24 protein-coding genes and 1 pseudogene are annotated in these 21,659 nt (G+C 65.4%); 4 read left to right on the plus strand and 21 right to left on the minus strand.

Translation table 11 applies throughout. The features are described from left to right. Window positions 1-301 precede the first annotated feature (301 nt). Genes G6N44_RS11790 through G6N44_RS11805 form a run of 4 tightly spaced genes read left to right on the plus strand, consistent with a single transcriptional unit; the run spans window position 302 to window position 4,014 of the window. A complete protein-coding gene (locus G6N44_RS11790) occupies window positions 302-1,216 on the plus strand; it encodes a class I SAM-dependent methyltransferase (RefSeq protein ID WP_163664153.1) in 915 nt (304 codons plus the stop codon). A 12-nt stretch (window positions 1,217-1,228) separates the two neighbouring features. Beyond that, window positions 1,229-2,131 carry a class I SAM-dependent methyltransferase gene (locus G6N44_RS11795; protein WP_163664155.1) on the plus strand — a complete coding sequence of 301 codons (903 nt, stop codon included), beginning with the start codon at window positions 1,229-1,231 and terminating at the stop codon, window positions 2,129-2,131. Between the two features lie 9 nt (window positions 2,132-2,140). Next, the gene (locus G6N44_RS11800) at window positions 2,141-3,073 is read left to right on the plus strand and encodes a class I SAM-dependent methyltransferase (protein WP_163664157.1); all 933 of its coding nucleotides are present in this window, start codon (window positions 2,141-2,143) and stop codon (window positions 3,071-3,073) included. Window positions 3,074-3,093: 20 nt separating this feature from the next. Then, window positions 3,094-4,014: a class I SAM-dependent methyltransferase gene (locus G6N44_RS11805; protein WP_163664159.1), complete on the plus strand. Its 921-nt coding sequence runs from the start codon at window positions 3,094-3,096 to the stop codon at window positions 4,012-4,014. Between the two features lie 15 nt (window positions 4,015-4,029). On the opposite strand, the gene G6N44_RS11810 is transcribed toward G6N44_RS11805, so the two are convergent. The 21 genes and pseudogenes from G6N44_RS11810 to rplP all read right to left on the minus strand — a co-directional run bounded on the left by G6N44_RS11810 (window position 4,030) and on the right by rplP (window position 21,658). Further along, entirely contained in the window at window positions 4,030-5,373 is a 1,344-nt protein-coding gene (locus tag G6N44_RS11810; RefSeq protein WP_163669857.1) for an MFS transporter, read from the minus strand. A gap of 278 nt (window positions 5,374-5,651) precedes the next feature. Next, a complete protein-coding gene (sppA, locus tag G6N44_RS11815; protein WP_163664160.1) occupies window positions 5,652-7,436 on the minus strand; it encodes a signal peptide peptidase SppA in 1,785 nt (594 codons plus the stop codon). 98 nt (window positions 7,437-7,534) lie between these two features. Next, window positions 7,535-7,978 (minus strand): 50S ribosomal protein L15, encoded by a 444-nt coding sequence (gene rplO, locus G6N44_RS11820; RefSeq protein ID WP_163664163.1) that lies wholly within the window; start codon window positions 7,976-7,978, stop codon window positions 7,535-7,537. Between the two features lie 5 nt (window positions 7,979-7,983). Then, window positions 7,984-8,163, minus strand: a complete 180-nt coding sequence (gene rpmD, locus G6N44_RS11825; protein ID WP_163664165.1) for a 50S ribosomal protein L30 — start codon at window positions 8,161-8,163, stop codon at window positions 7,984-7,986. 2 nt (window positions 8,164-8,165) lie between these two features. Beyond that, window positions 8,166-8,822, minus strand: coding sequence for a 30S ribosomal protein S5 (gene rpsE / locus G6N44_RS11830; protein WP_163664167.1), 657 nt, complete (start codon window positions 8,820-8,822; stop codon window positions 8,166-8,168). A 25-nt stretch (window positions 8,823-8,847) separates the two neighbouring features. Further along, entirely contained in the window at window positions 8,848-9,255 is a 408-nt protein-coding gene (rplR, locus tag G6N44_RS11835) for a 50S ribosomal protein L18 (RefSeq protein ID WP_163664168.1), read from the minus strand. Between the two features lie 2 nt (window positions 9,256-9,257). Beyond that, window positions 9,258-9,797 carry a 50S ribosomal protein L6 gene (gene rplF, locus G6N44_RS11840; protein ID WP_163664170.1) on the minus strand — a complete coding sequence of 180 codons (540 nt, stop codon included), beginning with the start codon at window positions 9,795-9,797 and terminating at the stop codon, window positions 9,258-9,260. A gap of 13 nt (window positions 9,798-9,810) precedes the next feature. After that, a complete protein-coding gene (gene rpsH / locus G6N44_RS11845; RefSeq protein WP_163664172.1) occupies window positions 9,811-10,209 on the minus strand; it encodes a 30S ribosomal protein S8 in 399 nt (132 codons plus the stop codon). Between the two features lie 94 nt (window positions 10,210-10,303). After that, on the minus strand, window positions 10,304-10,489 hold the full coding sequence (locus G6N44_RS11850; protein ID WP_163664174.1) for a type Z 30S ribosomal protein S14: 186 nt from the start codon (window positions 10,487-10,489) through the stop codon (window positions 10,304-10,306). Between the two features lie 4 nt (window positions 10,490-10,493). Continuing rightward, window positions 10,494-11,057 carry a 50S ribosomal protein L5 gene (gene rplE / locus G6N44_RS11855; RefSeq protein ID WP_163664176.1) on the minus strand — a complete coding sequence of 188 codons (564 nt, stop codon included), beginning with the start codon at window positions 11,055-11,057 and terminating at the stop codon, window positions 10,494-10,496. Continuing rightward, a complete protein-coding gene (gene rplX / locus G6N44_RS11860; RefSeq protein ID WP_163664178.1) occupies window positions 11,057-11,374 on the minus strand; it encodes a 50S ribosomal protein L24 in 318 nt (105 codons plus the stop codon). Before rplX ends, rplE begins: the two co-directional genes overlap by 1 nt. Continuing rightward, window positions 11,375-11,743: a 50S ribosomal protein L14 gene (rplN, locus tag G6N44_RS11865; RefSeq protein ID WP_024440402.1), complete on the minus strand. Its 369-nt coding sequence runs from the start codon at window positions 11,741-11,743 to the stop codon at window positions 11,375-11,377. It abuts the gene before it with no gap. Between the two features lie 185 nt (window positions 11,744-11,928). After that, window positions 11,929-12,804: a formylglycine-generating enzyme family protein gene (locus G6N44_RS11870; RefSeq protein ID WP_163664180.1), complete on the minus strand. Its 876-nt coding sequence runs from the start codon at window positions 12,802-12,804 to the stop codon at window positions 11,929-11,931. Window positions 12,805-12,840: 36 nt separating this feature from the next. Further along, the gene (locus G6N44_RS29465) at window positions 12,841-13,545 is read right to left on the minus strand and encodes a MotB domain-containing protein (RefSeq protein ID WP_235683005.1); all 705 of its coding nucleotides are present in this window, start codon (window positions 13,543-13,545) and stop codon (window positions 12,841-12,843) included. Window positions 13,546-13,548: 3 nt separating this feature from the next. Continuing rightward, window positions 13,549-15,936 carry an arylsulfatase gene (locus G6N44_RS11880; protein WP_163664182.1) on the minus strand — a complete coding sequence of 796 codons (2,388 nt, stop codon included), beginning with the start codon at window positions 15,934-15,936 and terminating at the stop codon, window positions 13,549-13,551. Window positions 15,937-16,052: 116 nt separating this feature from the next. Further along, window positions 16,053-16,751: a TetR/AcrR family transcriptional regulator gene (locus G6N44_RS11885; protein WP_163664184.1), complete on the minus strand. Its 699-nt coding sequence runs from the start codon at window positions 16,749-16,751 to the stop codon at window positions 16,053-16,055. A 76-nt stretch (window positions 16,752-16,827) separates the two neighbouring features. Continuing rightward, window positions 16,828-18,253: pseudogene (locus G6N44_RS11890) on the minus strand (NAD(P)/FAD-dependent oxidoreductase). A gap of 79 nt (window positions 18,254-18,332) precedes the next feature. Beyond that, entirely contained in the window at window positions 18,333-20,426 is a 2,094-nt protein-coding gene (locus G6N44_RS11895) for an alkyl/aryl-sulfatase (protein WP_163664186.1), read from the minus strand. A 286-nt stretch (window positions 20,427-20,712) separates the two neighbouring features. Then, the gene (gene rpsQ, locus G6N44_RS11900) at window positions 20,713-21,009 is read right to left on the minus strand and encodes a 30S ribosomal protein S17 (RefSeq protein WP_163664188.1); all 297 of its coding nucleotides are present in this window, start codon (window positions 21,007-21,009) and stop codon (window positions 20,713-20,715) included. Continuing rightward, window positions 21,009-21,242, minus strand: coding sequence for a 50S ribosomal protein L29 (rpmC, locus tag G6N44_RS11905; protein ID WP_055109978.1), 234 nt, complete (start codon window positions 21,240-21,242; stop codon window positions 21,009-21,011). Before rpmC ends, rpsQ begins: the two co-directional genes overlap by 1 nt. Then, window positions 21,242-21,658, minus strand: a complete 417-nt coding sequence (gene rplP, locus G6N44_RS11910) for a 50S ribosomal protein L16 (RefSeq protein WP_036441254.1) — start codon at window positions 21,656-21,658, stop codon at window positions 21,242-21,244. Before rplP ends, rpmC begins: the two co-directional genes overlap by 1 nt. Window position 21,659: the final 1 nt, after the last annotated feature.

A 21,659-nucleotide genomic window follows, 5' to 3' on the forward strand; every position in this document is an offset into this window, starting at 1 on the left:
TCTTCCTCCTGCGCAGCCGACCTCTCAGCGCGGCGTGCCAAACGGGCTGGTGGAGCCAGCGTCAATGGTCAAGTCATGTCCGGCCGCCCTGCAGGCGCGCAGCCTGCGAACTCAGCCGTCAAATCAGTCTACGAGAGTAACAGTTGCCGCCTGACACCCTCGCCATGCACCCGCGGCGGCCCGCCTCGATCCGGCAGGCCTGCGGGCAGAGCCTCCCTTCAGAATCGGAGCGTACAGTCGGCGACAGCTCGTTACACCACCTAACTAACAGGTTGAAAAGACTGACCACCAAGGGGGATGCATGGCCCGCACTGCTGACGATTCGTGGGATCTGGCTTCCAGTGTGGGTGCCACGGCGACGATGGTCGCGGCAGCCCGCGCAATGGCCTCCCATGCCGATGATCCGGTGATCGACGACCCCTTCGCCGCTCCGCTGGTCCGCGCCGTCGGGATGGATTTCTTCACCAAGCTGGCCGACGAGAACTTCACCACCGACGGGCTCGACGACGAGGCCGCGACCGGTCTGATCCGATTCGCCAACGGCATGGCCGCCCGCACCCGCTTCTTCGACGATTTCTTCCTGAATGCCTGTCGGTCCGGTATCCGGCAGGTGGTGATCCTCGCGGCCGGGCTGGACTCGCGCGCCTACCGGCTGCCGTGGCCGGCCGGCACTGTCGTCTACGAGGTCGATCAACCCGAGGTGATCGAGTTCAAGAGCGCCACCCTGGCCGGCCTGGGCGCGGTGCCGACCACCGATCGCCGCACCGTGGCCATCGACCTGCGCTTCGACTGGCCCTCGGCGCTGACCGAGGCCGGCTTCGACCCGTCGGTGCCGACGGCGTGGATCGCCGAGGGATTGCTGGGCTACCTGCCCGGTGATGCCCAGGACCGTTTGCTCGACCAGGTCACCGCGCTCAGCGCGCCCGGCAGCCGCTTCGGTGTCGAGGGGGTACCCGCCACCGAGTCCAACGACGAAGAGACCATCCGGGCCAAGATGCAGGAGTTCACCGACCGGTGGCGCGCGCACGGCCTGGACATGGACCTCAACGAGCTGATCTTTTTCGGCGACCGTGCCGACGTGACGACGTACCTGGAAGGGCATGACTGGGAGACCACCGGCATCTCGTCGAATGACCTGCTGATCCGGACGGGCCTGCCTCCGGTCGAGGATGCGGCCCACGCGGCGTCGGTGCTCTACATCAGCGCCGAGAAGTGAGGTAGGGGCGCCATGGCACGGACCGACGCGGACAGTTGGGATCTGGCCTCCAGCGTGGGCGCGACGGCGACGATGGTTGCCGCGGCCCGCGCGATCGCCAGCGCCGAACCCGAGCCGCTGATCAACGACCCGTATGCGGCGGACCTGGTGCGCGCGGTCGGGGTGGAGTTCTTCACCAAGCTCGTCGACGGTGAGATCGCGCTCGACGGTGAGCTGGCGGCCGGCGCCGAGCTGATGATCGGGATCATGGCGGTGCGGACGAAGTTCTTCGACGACTTCTTCACCTCGACCGGCGACGCCGGTATCCGGCAGGCGGTCATCCTGGCCTCCGGCTTGGACTCGCGCGCCTACCGGCTGCCGTGGCCGGACGGCACCGTGGTCTACGAGATCGACCAGCCCGAGGTGATCGGCGCGAAGACCGCCACCATGACGCAGATCGGGGCCGCCCCCACGGCCGAGCGCCGCACCGTCGCGGTCGATCTGCGCGACGACTGGCCCGCAGCACTGCGGGGGGCCGGCTTCGATCCGACGGCGCCGAGCGCGTGGAGCGCCGAGGGACTGCTCGCCTACCTGCCGCCGGACGCCCAGGATCGGTTGTTCGACAACATCACCGCACTCAGCGCCCCGGGCAGCCGGCTGGCCACCGAGTTCCATCCCGATATCGCGGCAAACCTGCGCGAGCGCGGCGACGCGATGAGCGAGCAGTGGCGCCAACACGGACTCGACCTCGACCTGGCCAACCTGTGGTACGACGGCGAGCGCAACTCAGTGGTCGAGTATCTCTCCGGCAGCGGATGGTCGGTGACGGCACGGACCCGGCCCGAACTGTTCGCCGAATACGGCCGCGCCTTCCCCACCGGAGAAGCCGCCGCGCCGCAACGTAATTCACTGGCCGTCATCGCCATACGAGACTAGGAACCGTCCATGACACGCACCGAAGGCGACAGTTGGGATCTGGCCAACAGCGTCGGGGCCACCGCGACCGGGGTCGCCGCGTCCCGCGCGCTGGCCACCAAACAACCCGAACCGCTCATCGATGACCCGTTCGCCGACGCGCTGGTTCGGGCGGTGGGCCTGGAACACAGCATCCGGCTCGCCGACGGCGACGTGTGCGTCGAGGGCGATCTGATGCTCGACAAGCAGCGGATGTGCGAACAGATCGCGGTCCGTACCCGGTTTTTCGACGACTTCTTCGCCACCGCCGTCGGAGACGGCAATTCCACCACCGCGGTCGGAGACGGGATCCGCCAGGCGGTGATCCTGGCGTCCGGGCTGGACACCCGCGCCTACCGGCTGGATTGGCCGGCCGGCAGCGTGGTGTTCGAGGTGGACCAGCCTGCGGTACTGGAGTTCAAGACCCGCACCCTGACCGGGCTCGGGGCGGAGCCGGCCGCCGAGCTGCACACGGTGCCGGTCGACCTTCGCGACGACTGGCCGAAAGCCCTGCGTGACAATGGCTTCGATCCGCAGGCCCCGACCGCCTGGATTGCCGAGGGTCTGCTGATCTACCTTCCGCCGGAAGCCCAGGACCGGTTGCTCGACAACATCACCGCACTCAGCGCCCCGGGCAGCCGACTGGCCACCGAACACATGGACGCCGCCTCGCTCACCGGGAAGTGGTCCGAGCGGGTCACCGAATGGTCCAAGAAGGTCGGGTCCGATGTGGATCTGATGGACTTGTTCTACTCGGGTGAGCGCACCGCGGCCCGCGATCACCTCACTGCGCTGGGATGGGACGCCACGGTGCAACCCACCCGGGCGGCCTACGAGTCCCACGGCTTCCCGTATCCCGACGAGCTTGCCGATCTGGCAGGTGATTCTGGTTATCTTTCTGCGATCCTGAATACATCGAACTAGACGACCCGGAAGGCCACGCCATGGCACGTACTGATGACGACAGTTGGGATCTGGCCTCCAGCGTCGGCGCCACCGCAACGCTGGTGGCGACTGGGCGGGCGATCGCCAGCCAGGATTCCCACGGGCTGATCGACGATCCGTTCGCTGCGCCGTTGGTGCGCGCGGTGGGCATCGAGGTGTTCACCAAGATGGTCGATGGTGAGCTGAGTCTGGATACGCTGGCCCAGCTTGCACCGGATGCGGCCGAGCGCGCTCGCTCCAACATCGACGAGATGGCCGTGCGCACACGGTTCTTCGACGACTTCTTCATCGACTCAGGCAAGGCCGGCATCCGGCAGGCGGTGATCCTGGCCTCCGGTCTGGACTCGCGCGCCTACCGACTGCCCTGGCCCGAGGGCACGGTGGTCTACGAGATCGACCAGCCCGAGGTGATCGAATTCAAGACGCGCACGCTGGCCGATCTGGGCGCAGAGCCGACCACGGTACGTCGCACGGTGCCGATCGATCTGCGTAACGACTGGCCAGCCGCACTCAAGGCGGCCGGGTTCGACCCGGCAAAGCCGACCGCATGGTGCGCCGAGGGGCTGCTGATCTACCTACCGCCCGAGGCGCAGGACCGGCTGTTCGACAACATTGCCGCACTAAGCGCGCCCGGCAGCGCGGTGGCCACCGAGTTCGTGCCCGGGCTCAAGGATTTCGACCCGGAGAAGGCCCAGGCCGCCACCGCGGTGTTCAGCCAGATGGGTCTGAACATGGACATGCCGTCGCTGATCTACCACGGCGAGAGGCGTTCGGCCGCCGAGTATCTGAGCGCCAAGGGTTGGCAGATGAAAGGGGTCGCCCGATCAGAACTGTTCGCCCGACACGGTCTGCCGGTTCCGGACCGCGACGAGAACGACCCGATGGGTGAAATCGTCTACGTCAGTGGCACTCTGGACTGATCCTCGGACCTTAGGTCAGGCCGCCTTGTCCGTCGAGTTCTCCCCCTCAGGGTCGTATTCGACGGGCGGCGGGGCCTCGGGCGTGCCGGGAATCTCGGTACCGTTGATCGGACATCGAGCGGTCTCCGGGATTTTCACCAGTGCCACCGCGCCGATCACACACGCCACCATCATGTAGTAGGCCGGCACCAGGCCGTCGCCGGTCAGGTTGACCAACCAGTCGTTGACCGCCGGCGCGGTGCCGCCGAATATCGACGTCGACACGTTGTAGGCGATCGCGAATCCCGCGTACCGGACGTGGGTGGGGAACATGGCCGGGAAGGTCGCCGAGATGGTGGCCAACTGGGGTACGTACAGCAACCCGAGCACGGCGAAGCCGACGATGGCACCGATGACGTTGGTACCCATCAGGAGAAACATCGGTATGCCCGCCACGAACAGGCCGATGAGCGAGAACCACCACATCGGTTTACGCCCAACACGATCCGAGAGGTGCCCGGCAAATGGCAGGAACACCATCATCGCCAGCATCCCGATGATCGGCACCACGAGCGACATATCGGTGGACAGGCCGATGGTGGTCTTGAGGTACGTCGGCATATAGGTCAGCAGGGTGTAGTTCACTACGTTGAGCGCTACCACCAGACCGCCCAACCGCAGCACCGGCCCCCAGTACTGCAGCAGCAGATCCTTGAGTTCGGTGGAGGGTTGCTGTTCCTCCTCCCCTGCCTCAGCGAGCTCACGGAACACCGGGGTCTCTGCCAGCCGGGTGCGCAGGTAGACACCGATCAGCCCCAGTGGTGCGGCGACCAGGAACGGCAATCGCCAACCCCACGAACCCATCTGGGCCTCGGTGAGGACCGTCGAGAAGCCCAACATCATCAACGCACCCAGCGAGAACCCGGCCAGCGTGCCGAACTCAAGGAAGCTGCCGAGGAATCCGCGCCGTCGCGACGGGGCGTACTCGGCCATGAAAGTTGCTGCGCCGCCGTATTCCCCGCCCGTCGAGAAGCCCTGAACCATTCGCAGCAGCACCATCAGCACCGGCGCCCAGACACCGATCGAGGCGTAGGTCGGAACCAGCCCGACACACAGGGTGGAGCCGGCCATCAACAGAATCGTCAAAGCCAGGACCTGTTTTCGGCCGATCCGGTCTCCGAGCGGACCCCAGACGAAACCGCCGAGTGGCCGCACCAGGAAGGACACCGCGAAGGTCATGAGCGCCAACAGCGTCGCGTGCTGCGCGCTACCGGGGAATATCGCCGCAGATATGTAGGTCACGCCGTAGGCGTAGATACCGTAGTCGAACCATTCGGTGGCGTTGCCGATCGCCGATGCGGCGACGGCACGCCGTTGCACTTCGGGCGGCGTTTCCTCGACGTTTACCGGCTCAGCCGTTTCCGGCGAATCCGACGTCTTGCCGGAACTGCTCGTACTGTCCGAGTGCGTGGTGCCCACAGGACCCTCCTCGTGTCTGACGACACTGCTCCCGTCGAATCACATCGTCGACGTCGGCTGATTCAGATCAACACCGCAGGGCCAGAACGTAGTTTTATCGGCTACCTTTGCTCCTCGGCCGACGTTACCGTGCCGCACCCACGACGCGAAATACCACCGCCGCCACCGGCGGGTCTGCCTCAGAACCGGTGCTCCCCCAGCCAAAGTGCATTCGCGCCGGTCACGGTGCGTTCGGCCTGATCAAGGATCGACAGCACCGACTGGCCGAGCAGACCGCCCACTGCCTGCGGCAACGAAGCCGCTGCCGGTTGCGAGGAAGGTTTGGGTCGCAACATGTCCAGCCAGGACGAGCCCGGATAGTTCAGCACCCGCACCTTGGTGTCGGGATCCAGCCCGGCCAGGACCTTGGCCCGGGTGATTGCGGTACGGAGTCCACCGAGTTCGTCGACGAGGCCGCGGTCCAAGGCATCGGCACCCGTCCAGATCCGTCCGCGTGCCACCGCGTCCACCTGTTCGACCGTGAGCTTGCGCCCCTCGGCCACCCGTGAAATGAAATCGGTGTAGAACAGGTCGGTCTCGGCTTCGATGTGGGCGTGCTGTTCATCGGTGAACGGTGCGTTCGACGACCAGGCATCGGCATTGGGGTTGGTACGCAAGGAATCCGATCCGACTCCCAACTTGTCCTTGAGTTCGCGTGAGATCAACTTGCCGGTGATCACCCCGATGGATCCGGTGAGGGTGCCGGAGTTGGCCACGATCTCGTCTGCGGCCATCGACACGTAGTAGCCCCCCGAGGCGGCCACCGCACCCATCGAGGCAACGATGGGCTTGCCGCGCTCACGGATGCGAACCACTTCGCGCCAAATGGTTTCCGATCCGGTCACCGAACCGCCGGGGCTGTCTACGCGCAGCACGATCGCCGACACCTCATCGTCAGCGGCGGCTTCACGCAGCGCCGCGGCAATGGTGTCGCCGCCCGCACTGGAATTACCCAGTGGCAGCACCTGTGGCCCGCCACGGCCGCTGACGATCGAGCCGTGCAGGGTCACCACCGCGACCGTCGGCTTGGATTTGCGGCCCGGTATCGGTGGTACAGGAACCTTCGGGGTGGTCCGCGCATAGCGCGAAAGATAAAGCCGCGGTAGGGCATCAGGGTGGCTGTCGGCATCCGCATCCGGCCCGGCCGGCCCGCCGGACAGTTCCCCGATGCGTGAATAGGCCTGGTCACGAAACCCGATACGGTCGATCAGACCGGCGGTGACGGCGTCGTCTCGTAGCACCGGCGCCGTGTCGGCCAGTGCGTTGACCGCCTCGACGGTCAGGCTTCGGGATTCGGCGATGGCCTGCCAGACCTGCGATTGCAGGCTTTCGATCATCCGACCGTCGGCCTCACGTTGCGCGTCGGTATAGCGGTCCTCGGTGAAAACGTTTGCTGCGGACTTGTATTCACCACGCGCGACGAACTGCGCTTCGATACCTGCCTTGTCGAGCGCGTCGCGCAGGAACATCGCGTTGGTGGCGAAACCGACCAGCCCGACCGTGCCCGACGGCTGCATCCACACTTCGCGGAAGGCCGATGCCAGGTAGTAGGACAGCGTGCCGGGGTAGGTCTCAGCCCAGGCCACCGTCGGCTTGACATCGCTGAACGCCGCGATGGCGTCACGCAGTTCCTGTACCGGGCCGGGTGCGGCGGCGGGCAACTGCACCCGCGCGATCAGCCCGGCCACCCGATCATCTTCGGCGGCCCGGTAGATCGCCGCGACGGCTTGGCGCAACACCAGCGGGCGGCCGCCTCCGGCGATCACCGCCAGCGGGTCGAACCCGGTGGTCTCCGGCGGTAGCGAGGTCAGATCCAACTCCAGCACGCACCCAATGGGAACGCCGTTGTGCCGGGCGGTGTCTACCCGCCGGGCCAATGCCCTGAGATCGTCCTGGCCGGGAAGCCCGGGGAGAAAGGCGAACATGGACCGAGCCTACCGGTCACCCAACATTGGCGAGCAGACGTAAAAGTGCCCCTTTTCAAGAGAAAAGGGGCACTTTTGTGTCTGCTCGCGCAGAGAAATTACAGCTCGGTGGCCGTACCGCCGGCAGCGGTGATCGCCTCACGGGCGCTACCGCTGAACTTGTTGGCGGTGACGTCAGCCTTGACGGCCAGCTTGCCGTCGCCGAGCACCTTCACCAGGCGGTTCTTGCGAACCAGACCCTTGGCAACCAGCTCGTCGACACCGATGGTGCCGCCCTTCGGGAACGCCTTGGCGATGTCGCCGACGTTGACGGGCTCGTACTCGGTCCGGAAGCGGTTCTTGAAGCCCTTGAGCTTCGGCAGCCGCATGTGGATCGGCATCTGGCCACCCTCGAACGTCACGGGGACGTTCTTGCGCGCCTTGGTGCCCTTGGTACCACGACCGGAGGTCTTACCCTTGGAGCCCTCACCACGACCAACGCGGGTCTTGGCTTTCTTCTCTCCTGGGGCGGGCCGCAGGTCGTGCAGTTTGATAACGCTCATGATTCCTAGACCTCCTCAACCGAGACGAGGTGATGTACGACCTTGATCAGACCGCGGGTCTGCGCATTGTCCTCACGAACCACGGACTGACGAATCTTCTTCAGTCCCAAGGACCGCAGGCTTTCGCGCTGCTTCCAGCGTGCGCCGATGGTCCCGCGCACCTGGGTGATCTTGACTTCTGCCATGGTTACGCCGATCCCTCACGCGCTGCTGCGGCAGCCAGCGCTTCGCTCTCGCGCCGGGCCTTCAGCATGCCGGCCGGCGCCACGTCCTCGAGGGGCAGACCGCGACGGGCCGCAACCTCTTCGGGACGCTGGATCATCTTCAACGCGGCAACGGTGGCGTGCACCACGTTGATCGCGTTGTCGCTGCCCAGCGACTTGGCCAGGATGTCGTGCACCCCGGCGCATTCCAGCACCGCGCGGCACGCACCACCGGCGATAACGCCGGTACCAGGGCTGGCCGGGCGCAGCATGACCACACCAGCGGCCGCCTCACCCTGGACCGGGTGGACGATGGTGCCACCGATCAGCGGGACGCGGAAGAAGTTCTTGCGAGCTTCCTCGACACCCTTGGCAATCGCGGCCGGAACTTCCTTGGCCTTGCCGTAGCCGACACCGACCATGCCCTTGCCGTCACCGACGATGACGAGCGCGGTGAAGCTGAACCGCCGACCGCCCTTGACCACCTTGGAGACGCGGTTGATCGTGACCACGCGCTCGATGTAGTTGCTCTTCTCGCCGCTGTCGCGGCCACCACGGCCACCGCGGTCGTCGCGGCGGCCGCGGCCACCACGGTTGTCGGAAGCGCCTGGGCCGCCGGCACCAGTTGCCTGCTCGGCCATCATGCAGTCCTCTCGTTGACAGTCATCAGAATTTCAGCCCGCTCTCGCGCGCGGCATCTGCCAGCGCCGCGATCCGGCCGCCATAGGTGTAGCCACCACGGTCGAACACCACGGTGTCGACGCCGGCAGCCTTGGCACGCTCGGCGATCAACTGACCGACCCGAACGCTGTGCGCCTTCTTGTCGCCCTCGACGGCGCGCACGTCGGCCTCGATCGACGAGGCGGCCGCCAGCGTGACGCCCTCCAGGTCATCGATGAGCTGGACGTGGATGTGCCGTGCCGAGCGGTTGACCACCAGGCGCGGGTTCTCTGCGGTGCCCGAAACCTTCTTGCGCAACCGGGCGTGCCGACGCAGCCGGGAGTTACGGCGGGTCTCAGAGATGTTCTGCCCCACCGGCTTGCGGACGGCGGCAGCTTCAGTCTTAGCAGCCATGATTACTTACCTGTCTTTCCGACCTTGCGGCGGATCTGCTCACCCTCGTACCGCACACCCTTGCCCTTGTACGGGTCGGGGCGGCGCAGGCGGCGGATAACCGCCGAGATCTGACCGACCTTCTGCTTGTCGATGCCTGTGATCGAGAACTTGGTGGGCGTCTCGACGGCGAACGTGATGCCCTCGGGCGCCTCGATCACCACGGGGTGGCTGTAACCGAGCGCGAACTCCAGGTTGGAACCCTTGAGCTGCACGCGGTAGCCGACGCCGAAGATCTCCATCTTGCGGGTGTAACCCTCGGTGACACCGGTGACCAGGTTGGCCACCAGGGTGCGAGACAACCCGTGCAGGGAGCGGCTGCGCCGCTCGTCATCGGGACGGCTGACCACGATGGCGCCGTCATCGTTGCGCTCGACGGTGATCGGCTCGGCGACATCCAGGGTCAGGGTGCCCTTGGGGCCCTTCACCGAGACGTTGCGGCCGTCAATCGTCACATCGACCCCGGTGGGAACCAGGACCGGTTGCTTACCAATACGCGACATGTCTTCTATCCCCTCACCACACGTAGGCGAGGACTTCGCCGCCCACGCCGCTTCGTGCCGCCTGACGGTCGGTGAGCAGGCCGGAGGACGTGGAGATGATCGCCACGCCCAGGCCGCCGAGCACCCGAGGCAGATTGGTGGACTTTGCGTAAACCCGCAGACCGGGCTTGCTCACGCGGCGCAGGCCGGCGATGCTGCGCTCACGGCTGGGGCCGTACTTGAGCGACACCACCAGGGACTTGCCGACGCGGGCATCCTCGGTGCGGAAATCGGAGATGTAACCCTCTTTCTTGAGGATCTCGGCGATGTTCGCCTTGATCTTCGAGTGGGGCAGGGTCACCTCATCGTGATACGCCGAATTGGCGTTGCGCAGACGTGTCAAGAAGTCTGCGATCGGGTCAGTCATCGTCATGACAACCGGCTCACCTTTCTCGCGGCGGTTCCCTGTTCAGGGCCTTCCGCAACCTGTTGGATTGGTCTGTGGTCTGCTGCGCTGGTCGCTGCTGTTACCAGCTGGACTTCTGCACACCGGGCAGTTCACCCGCGTGCGCCATCTCGCGCAGGCAGATACGGCACAGCCCGAACTTGCGGTAAACCGAGTGCGGGCGACCGCACTTGTTGCACCGCGTGTACGCGCGAACCGCGAACTTAGGCTTCTTGTTGGCCTTGTAGACCAGCGCCTTCTTTGCCATGTGCTCAGTTCTCCTTGAAGGGGAAGCCCAGCGCCTTCAGCAGCGCACGGCCTTCGTCGTCGTTGGTCGCCGAGGTGACGACGGTGATGTCCATGCCGCGGGGGCGGTCGATGGAATCCACGTCGATCTCGTGGAACATCGACTGCTCGTTGAGCCCGAAGGTGTAGTTGCCGGTGCCGTCGAACTGCTTGCCGTTCAGCCCGCGGAAGTCGCGAATACGGGGCAGGGCGATGGAGATCAGCCGGTCCAGGAACTCCCACATCCGGTCCCCGCGCAGCGTGACGCGGGCACCGATCGGCATGCCCTCACGCAGCTTGAACTGTGCGATGGACTTGCGGGCCTTACGGATCTCCGGCTTCTGACCGGTGATCAGCGCCAGGTCGGCAACCGCGCCGTTGATCAGCTTGGCGTCACGGGCGGCGTCGCCGACGCCCATGTTGACCACAACCTTGACCACACCGGGGATCTGCATGACGTTGGCGAACTCGAACTGCTGATTCAGCGACTCGCGGATTTCTTCGCGGTAGCGCTGCTTCAGCCGAGGCTGAACCTTCTCTGGTGCAGTCATCAGATGTCCTTGCCATTGGTCTTGGCGATGCGGACCTTCTTGCCGGTCTCTTCATCGACGCGGTAACCCACACGAGTCGGCTTGCCGTCAGAATCGACCACCATCACGTTGGACACGTGGATGGCGGCTTCCTGGGTGACGATGCCACCCGACGATGCGCCACGCTCGTTCTGCGACTGCGCGGTGTGCTTCTTGATCCGGTTGACGCCCTCGACCAGGATCTTGTCGCGGGTCGGGAAGGCCTCGATGACCTTGCCCTTCGCGCCCTTGTCCTTACCGGAGACCACCAGCACGGTGTCGCCCTTGTGGACCTTCATTTACAAAACCTCCGGAGCCAGCGAGACGATCTTCATGAACTTCTTCTCGCGCAGTTCGCGACCGACCGGCCCGAAGATGCGGGTACCGCGCGGGTCGTTGTCGGCCTTGATGATGACGGCGGCGTTCTCGTCGAACTTGATGTAGCTACCGTCGGCGCGGCGACGCTCCTTGACGGTGCGCACCACGACGGCCTTGACGACATCGCCGCGCTTGACGTTGCCGCCGGGGATGGCGTCCTTGACGGTCGCGACGATGACATCACCGATGCCGGCGTAGCGTCGCGATGAGCCACCGAGCACGCGGATGCACAAGATCTCCTTGGCGCCCGTGTTGTCGGCGACCTTCAACCGCGATTCCTGCTGAATCACTCGATCTCCTGACCTGGATTTGTATGCACGCCAGATACCGACCTGGACGTGCGCGGTCTTTGTCACCGAAGGGCACGCAGGGCTGACTCAGAACAGCAGTCAACCGAGGTCTGCCCAAGGCAACCCCTACATAGTAGGTGAGCACGGCGAATGCGCCAAATCGCCGCGGACGGGACCGCACACCGTCAGCTGAGCACGCAGCGAAATCCGATGTGCGTGGTCGAGCTGTCCTGTGATTGGGGTGACCTCGCGGCCGGCCGGTAGCGGTGGCAGTACTCGGGCGCGCACAGGTGCGAACCGCCCTTGAGCACCTGGTTCACCATCGGATCGGGGTTGGCGGGCGGCGGGCAGCACGCCGGCGCGTCGGAGTCGGGCCGGTGCTGCCCGGCGAACCGGGTGGTGGTCCACTCCCACACATTGCCGATCATGTCCGCCAGCCCGAAGGCGTTGGTCGGGAAGCTGCCGACCGGGGAGGTGCCGCGCCAGCCCAGCGCGCCGACGTTGCGATACGGGAACCGGCCCTGCCAGGTGTTGGCCATGAGCACTCTGCCCGGGGTGGCCTCGTCACCCCACGCGTAGCTGCCCTCGACTCCCCCGCGTGCGGCGTACTCCCATTCGGCTTCGGTGGGCAACCGGCGCCCGGCCCAGGCCGCGTAGGCCGCCGCGTCCGGATAGGCCACCTGTACGACGGGGTGGTCGGCGGCGGCCGGATCCCGATCGGGCCCGAACGGGTGGCGCCAGTCGGCGCCGGGCGCCCAGTCCCACCACTGGCGCCAGTCCCGCAGGTCGACGGGACCGCCGGTGGGCCTGAACACCAGGGCCCCTGGCACCAGGTCGGCCTCGTCGACTCCGGGATACAGCGCGGGGTCCATCGGTTGCTCGGCGACCGTGACGTATCCGGTGGCCGCGACGAACTCACCGAACTGGGCGGTGGTGACCGGATGCTGCTCGATGGCGAACGCACCGACGGTGACGGTGTGCACCGGAGCTTCTTCGGGATAGAACGCCGTCGAACCCATCCGGAAGGTTCCGCCGGGAAGCTCAAGGAGTTCGGTGGCCACGGCACCGAGGCTAGTCACCGACGATGGCCGGACGGCTCAGCCCGGCATGGTGATTCCGAAGTCGGCGAGCATCGCCGAACTGGCCTGGTCGAACCCCGGGGTTCCGCTGGGGGCCTCGACGCGCTCGGCGACCAGGAAATCGCCGCTGTTGGTCCAAATGTGCACGGTCCGGTCGGCATATTGGGTGCCCTCGCCCGGCCGGTCGGCCAGGATGCCCATCAGCTTCTGCCCGCTGTAGCCGCACAAGTCGCCGGGCAACACGCTGACGCTGTGGATCGAGAACCTCGCGATGCGGTCATCGCTGTACTGGTCGAACGCGTCCTGGGCGTCCCGGGTGGTCGGGCGCACGGTGATCTCGGCGGATATCCCGGCCGGTCCGGTCAGTCGCACCGCCTCCGCGTCGGACATCGCCTCGGTGAACCCTTCGGGTACCCCGACGGTGAGCGTCGGAGAACCCGGCGCGGCACTGCGCACCGTGACGGTCCGTCCGTCCGGGGATGGGCAGGTGACCTCACCGGCAGCCAATACCCGCGTCGCCGTCGGTTCGACACCGTAGGCGGGCAGGGCGAATTTGGGTGCGGGCCGGCTCGACGTGGTGGTCGCCGCGGGAATCGTCGTGACCGGTGCCGCCACGGTGGTGGAGGGAACAGCCGAGCGGTCGACGGGGCCGCCGGCGCCGCAGCCCGCCGACACGGCGATCGCCAGCGCACCCGCACCCGCACCCATCGCCACCGGCTTCATCGATCAGTCCTTGGCGAATGCCACGGCAAGTTTGCGCTCGAGGTCCTGATACGGCTCACCGGACAGGTCGACGGTGACGTGCCCGATGGTGCCGCCGGTGAAGGCGAACGGTGCCCGGTATTGCCGTGACACCGCCGATCCGGTGTTACGGCCGACGCAGATGCCACCCCCGGCGAGCGCGAACATGCCGGGGTGGGTTTGCATCCCGGCCAGCTCGGCGACCGCGTCGTCGTCGACGTACAAGGTGGTGTCCCCCAGCGGGGTGTGGCTGCCCTCGACGGTGCCGGTCCGCTCGTATTGCACACCGAAGATGTGCCGCCCCAACGGGATCGGGTCGGGTGAGACCAGCGACTGCTCCTGTTCGCCCAGGAAGTTGTAGACGTAGCGCAACCGCCCGTCGGCGATGAACAGCACGTGGCCGCCGTGCGCACCGCCCTGCTTGAACAACACGCCGTGCGCGTCGGCCCCGTCCACGGTGACATCGGCGAGCACCGTGAACGACTGCCCGCGCAGTTCGGCCGCCGCGCCGAGACCGACCTCGGCGCTGTCGGGATAGTAGGTATAGCTGGACCGCTCACCGGCCAGGTACGGCCGCCACCGGGTCATGGTCTCGAGGATGTTGAGATCGGCCAGGGGCAGCCCGTTGTACTTGTCGGCCTCGCTGAACCACAGCGCCGTGAGTTCGGCGAGTTTGTCCGGCTGTTCGTCGGCCAGGTCGTGGCACTGGCTGCGGTCGGCCTCGATGTGGAACAGCTCCCAGCGGTCGGCGTCGAAGTGTGACCAGCCCGACGGGGTGGCGGCGTGCACGGTGTTGGCGAACCAGCCTCTGTGCCAGATGCCGCGGGTACCGAGCATGGTGTAGAACTGGGTTTCCTTCCCTGTCGGCGCATCCGGGTTGTCCAGTGCCACTTTGAAACTCATGCCGTCGAGTGGCTTCTGCGGAACCCCGCGCACGCTCGCCGGCGGGGTGATGTCGAGCAGGTCGTAGATGGTCGGGGTGATGTCGCAGACGTTGATGTAGTTGTCGCGTACCGCGCCGTGGGCGCCGATACCGTTGGGCCAGGAGATGATTGCGGTGTCGGCGATTCCACCCTCATGGGAGGCGTAGCGCTTGAACAGCTTGTAGGGGGTGTTGAACGCCATCGCCCAGCCGATCGGGTAATGGTTGTAGGTCTCGGGTGACCCCAGCCGGTCGATGAACCTGAGCCCTTCCTCGGCGGTGTCGATGTAGCCGTTGAAGAACTTGGTCTCGTTGACCGAGCCGTTCGGGCCGCCCTCGCCGCTGGCCCCGTTGTCGGAGATCACCACGATGATCGTGTTGTCGAGTTGCCCCGTCTCCTCCAGGAAGTCCAGCACCCGGCCGATCTGGGCGTCGGTGTAGGACAGGAACCCGGCGAACACCTCGGCCATCCGGGCGAACAACCGCTTCTCGTCGTCGCTCAAGGTGTCCCACGGCCGCACGGTGTCCTGGGCGGGCCACGGTTCACCGTTGGGTCCCGTCACATCCGCGTACGGGTTGACCGGTGACAGTTCGGTGTCGGGCGGCACGATACCCAGCCGCTTCTGGTTCTCCAGCACGATGTCGCGGTAGGCCTCGTAGCCCATGTCGAACCGGCCCGCATAGCGGTCGGCCCACTCCTTGAACACGTGGTGCGGGGCGTGGCCGGCGCCTGGGCACAGGTAGGTGAACCACGGTTTGTCGGGGGCGATCACCTTGGCGTCCCGGATGAACTCGATGGTCTTGTCGGCCAGGTCCTGCGACAGGTGGTAGCCCTCCTCGGGGGTGGCCGGCGGATCGACCGGATGGTTGTCGTACATCAGGTCGGGGTACCACTGATCGGTCTCGCCGCCCATGAACCCGTAGAACCGCTCGAATCCACGTGAACACGGCCAATGCCGTTTGGTGGCAGCAAGGTTCGACTCTTCCAACGGCGTCAGGTGCCACTTGCCCACACAGTAGGTGTTGTAGCCGTTCTCGGCGAGCACCTCCGGCAGCAGGGCGGTCTCGAAAGGAATTCGCCCGTTGCAGTTGGGGAATCCGTCGGTGAACTCCTCGATGGTGGCCATACCGACCGTGGTGGCATTACGGCCGGTGAGAAGTGCGGCCCGCGTGGGTGAGCACAACGCGGTGGTATGGAACTGCGACAACCGGACTCCGCGTTCGGCGATGCGGCTCATCGCGGGCATGTCCACCAAGCCACCGAAACAGTCCCAGGTGGCGATGCCGGTGTCATCCCACACCAGGTACAGGACGTTCGGGGCATCCTCGACCGCGGTCGGTGCCGCATACGGCCCCCAGTCCGGTTCGGAATCCCGGACATCCAATTCGATCTTGCCGTTGAACGCTGAGTTGACCGCTGAATTGAAAACTGAATTGAAAACTGTAGCCATGGCGACCTCACTCCGGTTGGCGATTCGGCACCGCTAGCACTGGTCGCGCAGAGATTACACCTGTTGGCCGGCGTTTACCGGGGAAATTGACGGAGCTGCCCAGCTGACACGCCGCGTCACGAATTCAGTCGCGCGGCAACGCCGTCGAGCAGGAGATCGAGGGCCGATTCAAACCCACTGCGCCGCATCGACTCGTCGAGCAGCCGGCTGGTGGCGGCAATGTTGGGGTGTGTCTCGGCGGGTAGCCGCGCGTACGTATCGCGCCACGTGTCGTCGTCGTGGGCTCGATGTTCGGCGGGCAGCGCTTCGAAGGCGGCATCAAGCGCGGCGAACCCGAGCATCTGGTCGATGAAGGCGTGATACACGTCGACGGCTTCGTGCTCGGGAAATCCGGCCGTCCGCAGCAGACCCAGAACCGTTTCGATGACCTGGATCTCGTGGGGCCCCCCGGTCACCCGGCTCGCGGCCAGCACTCCGGCCTGCGGGTGTTCGACATAGACACGGTGCACTCGCACGCCGAGTTCCCGCATGTCTTCCCGCCACCGACCGGTCGGTTCCCACCCCTCGACCACGCGCCGCAGCAGCTCGTCGGTGATGGCGAGCACCACGTCCTCAATGCCGCGGAAGTAGCGGTACAGAGCGGTCGGGTCAGCGCCGAGGGCGGTGCCGAGTCGCCTGACCGTCAGGCCCGTCGCGCCGTGGTGCCGCAGCACGCGCAGTGCAGCCTCGACGATGAGCTCCTCGGACAGGACCCCGCCCTGTTTGGTCTGCCGCCGGCGTCGCCGTGGCGACTCGGACTTCAACGTTCGGCCCATCCGCACTGCCTCCGGCACTCATGTCACCGCCCTTGCCCCATTGTGCGGCGTCGCAGCGCCTCGGCGCACCGGAACCCTACGAGTCGAACCCCAGCCCGACCGAGTCGAGCGCCTTCAACAGGACGTTACGACGTCCCTGCCGATGGTCGGCGCGGTCGAGTGACCAGCGGGTGGCCTGAATTCCGGCCGAGGCCAACGGCTCTGGCGGGAACGGCAGCGGCATTGACTTGACCATCTGGAGTTCGGTCCGCGCCGTCGGCGTGCCCGAGAAGCGGTCGAGCATGACTTCGGCGGCGAAGCGGGTGGCCGCCACGCCGAGCCCGGTGAACCCGGCGGCGTATCCGACGCGGCCTCCACACGCCGACCCGAAGAAGGCGCAGAATCGCGTCGAGGTGTCGATCATGCCTGCCCAACGATGGGTGAAGCCGACGTCCTCCAGTTGCGGGAACGTAGTGAAGAAATGGCCGGCCAGCCGGCGATAGGTGACATCGCGGTCTTCGTATCGAGGCCGGATCCGGCCGCCGAAGTGATAGACGGCGTCGTACCCACCCCACAGGATGCGGTTGTCCTTGGACAACCGGTAGTAGTGGAACTGATTCGACATGTCACTGATGCCCTGCCGGTGACCCCAGCCGATGTCGGCCAACTGGGTATCGGTGAGCGGTTCGGTCATCAACGCATAGTCGTAGACCGGGACCGTGTGGTACCGGTAGCGCTTCAACAGCGACGGGAAACCATTGGTGGCCAGTATCACTCGGTCGCTTCGCAGCGACACGCGCTCGGTGCGCACGGTCAACCGCCCGCCGCAGCGGTCGGGCCTGACACCGAGCACCTTGCTGTGTTCGTAGATGTCCACACCGAGTTCAACTGCCGCACGGGCGAGTTCGTTGACGAGCTTGGCGGGATGCACGAGTGCGGCACTGTCCTTCGCCCACCTGCCGGCCAGATAGGTGGGCGAATCGACCTCCGCCCGGATGGCCTGCCGGTCGAGATACAGGTGTCCCGGCCGCGGCGGGGCGGCCGCCAGTTCGTCGGCCTGATAGGGCTCGAGCGCGACCGCGATGGAGCCGGTCCGTTCGAAATCACAATCGAGACCCAGTGCGCCGACGGTCTTCTCGATCGCGTCGAGGTTTTCCATCCCCAACCGGTCGAGGGTGTCGATCTCATCGGGCCAGCGGTTGCGTCCGTTCTCCTCACCGTGGGTGAGCGAGGCTTCGACGAAACCGCCGTTGCGCCCCGAGGCCGCCCATCCGAGCGTCTGCCCCTCGAGCAGTGCCACCCCGCATGCCCGGGTCACGCTGCTTGGCCAGCAGAGCCGACCAGAGGCCGGTGTATCCGCCGCCGACCACCACCAGGTCGTACTGCGACGAGGCCTGGGTCAGCGCCGGATGGCGGGGCTGAGCCGGCACATCGTCGAGCCAGAACGGCCGCAGGACGGTGGTAGCCAACGAGCGGTCAATGAGGCTGTCGGCGGGGACGCTTCGTTCGAAGACGGTTTGCACGGGATTCTTCCTGGATGGCGGTGTACCACCTAAGTAAGACCGACCCGCAGCACTAGCTCAAGGGTGTTGACGTAAGGCCCTACGGCGTGACGATGTTGAACCAGAACGGGAACGTATCGAGCAAGCCCATGAACTCGTTGAAGGATTCGCGATTTCCGTCGATGGTGACCTTGTTCTGCGAGATCGCGTCGTCGAGCTTGACATTGCCGAGCTGAATGTCGTCGAGTGTGACCTTGTCGAGGGTGACGGTGGAATTCGCATTCGGCACCGGCGCGTCGGCCGCATAGTTGAGCACACCGTTCTCGACGGTGAGACCATACGTCTTGTTGATGTCTTTGAAGTTGACATTCAGCGTCAGGTTCTTGCCGGCGGCCTTCGGACCGTTCAGTCGCACCGCCAGGTAATCGAACAACATGTCCGGGGGCATGGCCTTGACGGTGTCGGGACTCGCGGTCTCTATACCACCGGTCGTGGGCACGCCATTGCGCAACTCGTAGGCGCCCTGCAGATACACCGAGCGCCATGGCCCCGACTCGGCCTGATACCCGAGCTGCTCGTAGGCGTCCGCCAGCAGGTTCTTGGCATCGGCGTTGTCCGGGTTGGCGAACACCACATGCTTGAGCACCATCGCCGTCCAGCGGTAGTCGCCGTTGTCGAAGTCCTTCTTGGCCTTCTCCAGAACGGCGCCCTCACCGCCCATGTAGTCGACGTACTTCTTTGCCGCGGGCTCCGGCGGCAGATTGTCAAGGTCGGACGGGTTGCCGTCGTACCAGCCCATGTAGCGCTGATACACCGCCCGTGAATTGTGTTTGAGTGTCCCGTAATACCCGCGGTTCGGCCAGAAGGTGTTGAGTTCCGGCGGCAACTGGATCTCCTCGGCGATCTCGGAGCCCACCAGACCGTTGTTCATCAACCGCACCGACTGATCGTGCATGTACTTGTACAGGTCACGTTGTTTCTTCCAGTAGTCGATGACGTTGGCATTGCCCCACCTGGGCCAGTGGTGACTCTGGAACTTGACCTCCGTGTTCGGGCCGTAGCGACGGATCGTCTCGTCGATGAACTTGGCCCACACCAGTGCATCGCGCACCTGGGCACCGCGCAGGGTCAACAGGTTGTGCATGTTGTTGGTGGTGTTCTCGGCCATCCACATCGCCTTGAACTGCGGGAAGAACGTGTTCATCTCCGTGGGCGCCTCGGTTCCGGGCGTGTACTGGAACTCCATGTCCACGCCGTCGACCGTAAGCTTCTGCCCGGTCTGGTTGATGATGTCGGTCGGAATCATCATGCCGGCGGTGCCGGTTGAGTTGGTCTGTCCCAGACCGGCTCCCACACCACCCTGGGCGTTACGTGGGAGTAGCGCACCGAACATGTAGACCGCGCGACGGCTCATCGCGTTGCCGGCGATCACGTTCTCGCTGATCACATCCTCGACGAAGTTGACCGGGGCGACGATCTTCACCTTGCCCGAGTCGACGTCGGCCTGGTTGACGATGCCCCGCACACCGCCGTAGTGGTCGACGTGGGAATGACTGTGGATGACGGCGACGACCGGGCGCGCACCGAGGTGCTGGTTGGCCAAATCCAACGCGGCCTTCGCGGTCTCGGCCGAGACCAGGGGGTCGATGACGATCCAGCCGGTGTCGCCCTTGATGAAGGTGACGTTCGACAGGTCATAGCCACGCACCTGATAGATCCGGTCCTTGACCACCTCGAACAAGCCGTATTGCATGTTCAGCTGCGTGATGCGCCACAGGCTGGGATTGACTGTGTCCGGCGCGGGCTTGTCGTCGGCGATGTACTTCTTGTACTCCTCCATGTCCCAGACCACGTTGCCGTCGGCGTCCTTGATCGTCAGGGTGTCCGGCTTGGCGATCAGACCTCGCTTCGCGTCCTCGAAGTCGGCCTTGTCGTTGAACGGCAGTGTGTCGAGCAGCTTCTGGTTGGCCGCCTTGGTCGCGTCGGTGGCGCCCTTGACGCTGTTGTCGGTCTTCACTCCGCCACCGCCGCCGGATGATCCGCCGGAATCGCTGTCACAGCCGGCCAGCAGCGTGGACACGGCCACCGTGCCGACACCGGCGACAGCCAGGCCCCCCAGCAGCTTGCGCCGCGGCAACTGAGCACGGGCTTCGTTGTTCTCACCGGCACTTTGCGACTTCGAATGGGGATCCATGCGAAAAAATTATGCCGCCGCCCCGGCCGTATCTGCATGCGAATCACCGGAACCAGCCGATCCACAGGTCCAGATCAGCCGCTTCCGGGGAATCGGTTCGCGCACAAGGCAAACAGATATCGCGTTGCTGGAACCGGGTGCGGCGGACTGCGTGGCGATCAGATCGACACGTTGATCGCACCATCTTTCACGGTGACGGTGAATTGACCAGACCCGCCGACCAGACGCAAAAATGCCCCAAACCCGAAGGTTTGGGGCACTTTTGTGTCTGCTCGCGCGGAGAAGGCTACTTCGCCTTCTCGAGAACCTCGACCAGCCGCCACCGCTTGGTGGCCGACGTCGGCCGGGTCTCCATCAACGAGACGCGGTCGCCGATACCGGCATCGCCGTTCTCGTCGTGCGCCTTGACCTTGGTGGTGGTCCGGATGATCTTGCCGTAGAGCGGGTGGCTCTTACGAGATTCCAGCTCGACCACGATGGTCTTCTGCATCTTGTCGCTCACCACGTAGCCGATGGCGGTCTTGCGACGGCCACGGGGCTTCTCGGTGGTCGGCGTGTGCTTGGGGCCTTTAGTCTCTGCCATTACGAATCCTCACCAACGGGTCCGGAAGCCAGACCCAACTCACGTTCACGCAGCACGGTGTAGACCCGTGCAATCTCCTGGCGCACGACGCGCAGCCGACGGTTGTTGGCCAGCTGACCGGTTGCCATCTGGAAGCGCAGGTTGAACAGCTCTTCCTTGGACTCGCGCAGCTTTGCCGTCAACTCGGTGTCGGACAGTTCACGCAGCTCACCAGGAGTAGTTCCCACTGCCATCAGAACTGCTCCTCTCGACTCACGATGCGTGCCTTGATCGGCAGCTTGTGGATTGCGCGAGTCAGTGCTTCCTTGGCGATCTTCTCGTCGGGGTAGCTGATCTCGAACAAAATGCGGCCCGGCTTGACGTTGGCAATCCACCACTCCGGCGAACCCTTACCGGAACCCATGCGGGTCTCGGCAGGCTTCTTGGTCAGCGGGCGGTCCGGGAAGATGTTGATCCAGACCTTGCCGCCACGCTTGATGTGCCGGTTGATGGCGATACGAGCGGACTCGATCTGCCGGTTGGTGATGTAGGCGTGGCCGAGGGCCTGGATGCCGTAGTCACCGAAGCTCACCGACGTGCCACCGCTGGCGATGCCGCGCTGGCGCGGGTGATGCTGCTTGCGGTGCTTGACCTTACGGGGAATCAGCATG

This window comes from Mycolicibacterium alvei (assembly GCF_010727325.1).
Taxonomy (GTDB): Bacteria; Actinomycetota; Actinomycetes; order Mycobacteriales; family Mycobacteriaceae; genus Mycobacterium; species Mycobacterium alvei.

Excerpts from the sequence above, each read along its gene's own strand:
- G6N44_RS11850 (WP_163664174.1), bottom strand. The coding sequence starts at position 10,489 with ATGGCAAAGAAGGCGCTGGTCTACAAGGCCAACAAGAAGCCTAAGTTC.
- G6N44_RS11790 (WP_163664153.1), top strand. The coding sequence starts at position 302 with ATGGCCCGCACTGCTGACGATTCGTGGGATCTGGCTTCCAGTGTGGGT.
- rpsQ (WP_163664188.1), bottom strand. The coding sequence starts at position 21,009 with ATGGCAGAGACTAAAGGCCCCAAGCACACGCCGACCACCGAGAAGCCC.
- rplF (WP_163664170.1), bottom strand. The coding sequence starts at position 9,797 with ATGTCGCGTATTGGTAAGCAACCGGTCCTGGTTCCCACCGGGGTCGAT.
- rplE (WP_163664176.1), bottom strand. The coding sequence starts at position 11,057 with ATGACTGCACCAGAGAAGGTTCAGCCTCGGCTGAAGCAGCGCTACCGC.
- rplP (WP_036441254.1), bottom strand. The coding sequence starts at position 21,658 with ATGCTGATTCCCCGTAAGGTCAAGCACCGCAAGCAGCATCACCCGCGC.
- G6N44_RS11880 (WP_163664182.1), bottom strand. The coding sequence starts at position 15,936 with ATGGCTACAGTTTTCAATTCAGTTTTCAATTCAGCGGTCAACTCAGCG.
- G6N44_RS11885 (WP_163664184.1), bottom strand. The coding sequence starts at position 16,751 with ATGGGCCGAACGTTGAAGTCCGAGTCGCCACGGCGACGCCGGCGGCAG.
- G6N44_RS11800 (WP_163664157.1), top strand. The coding sequence starts at position 2,141 with ATGACACGCACCGAAGGCGACAGTTGGGATCTGGCCAACAGCGTCGGG.
- rpmC (WP_055109978.1), bottom strand. The coding sequence starts at position 21,242 with ATGGCAGTGGGAACTACTCCTGGTGAGCTGCGTGAACTGTCCGACACC.
- sppA (WP_163664160.1), bottom strand. The coding sequence starts at position 7,436 with ATGTTCGCCTTTCTCCCCGGGCTTCCCGGCCAGGACGATCTCAGGGCA.
- rpsE (WP_163664167.1), bottom strand. The coding sequence starts at position 8,822 with ATGGCCGAGCAGGCAACTGGTGCCGGCGGCCCAGGCGCTTCCGACAAC.
- rplR (WP_163664168.1), bottom strand. The coding sequence starts at position 9,255 with ATGGCTGCTAAGACTGAAGCTGCCGCCGTCCGCAAGCCGGTGGGGCAG.
- rpsH (WP_163664172.1), bottom strand. The coding sequence starts at position 10,209 with ATGACGATGACTGACCCGATCGCAGACTTCTTGACACGTCTGCGCAAC.
- rplX (WP_163664178.1), bottom strand. The coding sequence starts at position 11,374 with ATGAAGGTCCACAAGGGCGACACCGTGCTGGTGGTCTCCGGTAAGGAC.
- G6N44_RS29465 (WP_235683005.1), bottom strand. The coding sequence starts at position 13,545 with ATGAAGCCGGTGGCGATGGGTGCGGGTGCGGGTGCGCTGGCGATCGCC.
- rplO (WP_163664163.1), bottom strand. The coding sequence starts at position 7,978 with ATGAGCGTTATCAAACTGCACGACCTGCGGCCCGCCCCAGGAGAGAAG.
- rpmD (WP_163664165.1), bottom strand. The coding sequence starts at position 8,163 with ATGGCAGAAGTCAAGATCACCCAGGTGCGCGGGACCATCGGCGCACGC.
- G6N44_RS11805 (WP_163664159.1), top strand. The coding sequence starts at position 3,094 with ATGGCACGTACTGATGACGACAGTTGGGATCTGGCCTCCAGCGTCGGC.
- G6N44_RS11895 (WP_163664186.1), bottom strand. The coding sequence starts at position 20,426 with ATGGATCCCCATTCGAAGTCGCAAAGTGCCGGTGAGAACAACGAAGCC.
- G6N44_RS11795 (WP_163664155.1), top strand. The coding sequence starts at position 1,229 with ATGGCACGGACCGACGCGGACAGTTGGGATCTGGCCTCCAGCGTGGGC.